Source organism: Streptomyces sp. NPDC001315 (assembly GCF_042896175.1).
GTDB lineage: Bacteria > Actinomycetota > Actinomycetes > Streptomycetales > Streptomycetaceae > Streptomyces.
In genome coordinates this window covers 1-2,734 of record NZ_JBIAWZ010000052.1, presented here as the reverse complement: position 1 = coordinate 2,734, position 2,734 = coordinate 1, and the positions used below count along the sequence as shown (strand labels likewise).

Below are 2,734 nucleotides of genomic sequence, written 5' to 3'. Positions count from 1 at the left end.
GATCACCACGAGTCACGCAACCGGTCTACCGCATCCAGCACCCTCCCGAAGCGGGAATGACCGATCCGTGATCTCAACTCAGAACAGGCCCTAGTCGGCCGTGAGGCTGCTCGGTTCCTCCCCGCGATACGGTATCCATCGGTATCCGGGCCGGAACGCTTCGTAGTCGGGGCTCAGGTCAAGTTCCGCATGCAGCTTTTCGCTGAGCACGAGCCCGTGGATGCTGCCGTCGTTCAGTTCATCTGACCACTCGCACCTGAGCTCAGCAGGGTCCAGGAGTGATTCCGGATCCCAGCCGACCTTGGCGGCGACATATCCGTGGAACTGCGCGAGCAGTTCGTAGAGTTGGTGTCCCAGTTCGGTCAGCTCTGCTGCGGTGAGCTGAAATCTGGGGAGGCTGCCGTCCAGGCCACAATGCCAACTGACGGCCATGGGCAGGATCGAGAGCTCGATGTATGAGCCCGCCTTCGTCAGCATCGGCCGGTGGAGAGGGATGCGGTGGGCGCCCGAGCGAAGCACCCATGGCTTGGGGTCGATACGGGCGGCAGCCTGTGCCGCCTCGGCGTTGTCGCCGAAGTTCACCACGAGCTCGAAACAGATGGCCACGGTTCTCCTGACCTCCCAGCCCCACGGCCTCACGCAGCCCGTGTTTCGGTACGTTCGACGAGGATGCCATTCTCGAACTTGGCGCCCGCGCGGACCAAGGGCACCAGGTGGGATCCGGTGATCGCCCGCCAGCGGGCCTGGGCGGACTCGACGAGCTTGAACACCATCGCGAGGGCTGCGGCCGGCCTGCCGGCGCCGCGGGTGACCTTGGTGCGGAGCTTGACGGTGGAGGAGGTCGACTCGATCGGGTTCGTCGTCTGCAGGTGGATCCAATGCTCGGCCGGGAACTCGTAGAACGCCAGCCGCTCCTCCCGGTCCTCGGTGGAAGCGTTGGCCCGGGCCGACCTCGCCCAGCACGAGCGGGCCGCAGCCGGGGCGGAACAGGCAGTGCTGCTGCACGGCGACCAGTTCGCCCGCAATCGCGCCCTGTACACAGCCGACGTCGCCCGCCAGGTCCCACCGCTGATCGATACCCTCGCCGACATCTGGGCCGACAGCCATCCGGAACTGCTCGACAACCCGGGCGCGGAGACAATGGGGCTGTCCGTGCCTGAACTGCACCGTCAGATCACCGGCCACCTCAAACACCCCGGCTTCGTCCTGGTCGTCGCGTACGCCGGCGGCAGCGCGGTCGGCTTCGGCTACGCGTTCCCCTGCTCGCCCGACTACTGGTTCGGCCCCCTGGTCGACCAGGTCCCCGAAGGCGCCCGCCAGGAGCGGCTGATGGGCTTGTGCGAACTGGCCGTCCGCCCGCCGTGGCAGTCCCAGGGCATCGGCACCCGGCTGCACGGCGCCCTCCTCCAGGCCATCGCCCCAAGGTGGTCCTCGCTGCTTGCCCTGCCCTCCAACCAGCGCGGGCAAGACCTCTACGCCCGGCTCGGCTACAGGTACGCGGGGCCGTACCACAACACCCCTGACGGCCCGGAGTTCGACCTGCTGCTCCTGCACGTTCAGGCCGCCTGACGGGACGCTGCACCGGCCCTCACAGGCCTGCAAGGAGAGGACAGGCGACACAAGCCCTCGTGCTGGGGCGGCCAACCGGTCGCCGGGTACGGGCGGTTGGCGTGAGCCTGCCGCTCGCTCAGCAGGTCCGCCTGGCCGTGGCGCCGCTCTTGCGCGCGGCCGGCGAGAACGGTTCTGGCACGCTGGCTCCGCTCACCGTGGTAGAGGTTCGGCGGCTTCTGGCAACTGGCCACGCACCAGCCGAGCGCCACCATCAGCCGCTGATCAGCGCACGCGCCCTGAGATGGTCGCACTGGCGCAGACGACGCCAAGCCGTCGCGCGCCGGTGTCATTACCAGCGGCGGCTGCACACGATCGAGGGGCAGCCCGGGAAAGAGAACACTGACCGGAAACCAGCCCAGTACACTCACCCAAACCGCCCCTGAACAGGGAAAACAGCGAAGTGCTACTGGAGTACTAGTGTCCTGCGCCAGTAGTTGATCGTTAGTTGGTGTGTGACTTCTACTGCTGGTGTGCCAGTTCCTCGTCGGGGCCCGAAGCTGGAGCCGTTGCTGCTGTCGGATGACGAGCGGGCAGAGTTGGAACGGTGGACGCGTCGGGCGACATCGGCCCAGGCCCTGGCCTTGCGGGCACGGATCGTGCTGGCGTGTGCGGGACCAGATGTACCGCCGATCGTCGCCGTCGCCCGGGAGTTGCGGGTGACCGCGGACACCGTCCGCAAGTGGCGGCGGCGCTTCCTCGCCCAGCGGCTGGACGGGCTGGTAGACGAGCCGAGGCCGGGCCGGCCGCCCACCATCAGCGTCGATCAGGTGGAAGCAGTGGTGGTCACCACTTTGGAACAGCTGCCGAAGAACGCCACCCACTGGTCGCGGAAATCGATGGCCGAGCACAGTGGTCTGTCGAAGTCCACAGTCGGCCGGATCTGGCGACAGTTCCAGCTCAAGCCGCATCTGGCGGACACCTTCAAGCTGTCGACGGACCCGTTGTTCGTCGAGAAGGTGTATGACGTCGTGGGCCTGTATCTCGATCCGCCCGAGGGTGCGGTGGTGCTCTCGGTGGACGAGAAGTCGCGTGCGCCACGAGGCGCTGATGGAAACCGTGCGGGAGGAAGGACCCGCCGCCGGTCATCGCAGTGACCGGTCGAAGCTGGAGGCAGGCTGAGCCC

2 protein-coding genes and 2 pseudogenes are annotated in these 2,734 nt (G+C 67.3%); 2 read left to right on the top strand and 2 right to left on the bottom strand.

Features of this window, described 5'->3' with window-relative positions:
- Positions 1–90: 90 nt before the first annotated feature.
- Both ACFY16_RS43045 and ACFY16_RS43040 read right to left on the bottom strand, forming a co-directional pair.
- Entirely contained in the window at positions 91–606 is a 516-nt protein-coding gene (locus ACFY16_RS43045; RefSeq protein ID WP_390652678.1) for a hypothetical protein, read from the bottom strand.
- A gap of 29 nt (positions 607–635) precedes the next feature.
- Positions 636–908 (bottom strand): annotated as a pseudogene (locus tag ACFY16_RS43040) (transposase); the annotation flags it as partial.
- Positions 909–993: 85 nt separating this feature from the next.
- On the opposite strand from ACFY16_RS43040, the gene ACFY16_RS43035 reads away from it, so the two are divergent.
- Positions 994–1,569, top strand: coding sequence for a GNAT family N-acetyltransferase (locus tag ACFY16_RS43035; protein WP_390652677.1), 576 nt, complete (start codon positions 994–996; stop codon positions 1,567–1,569).
- Between the two features lie 539 nt (positions 1,570–2,108).
- Positions 2,109–2,642 (top strand): annotated as a pseudogene (locus ACFY16_RS43030) (IS630 family transposase); the annotation flags it as partial.
- Between the last annotated feature and the right edge of the window lie 92 nt (positions 2,643–2,734).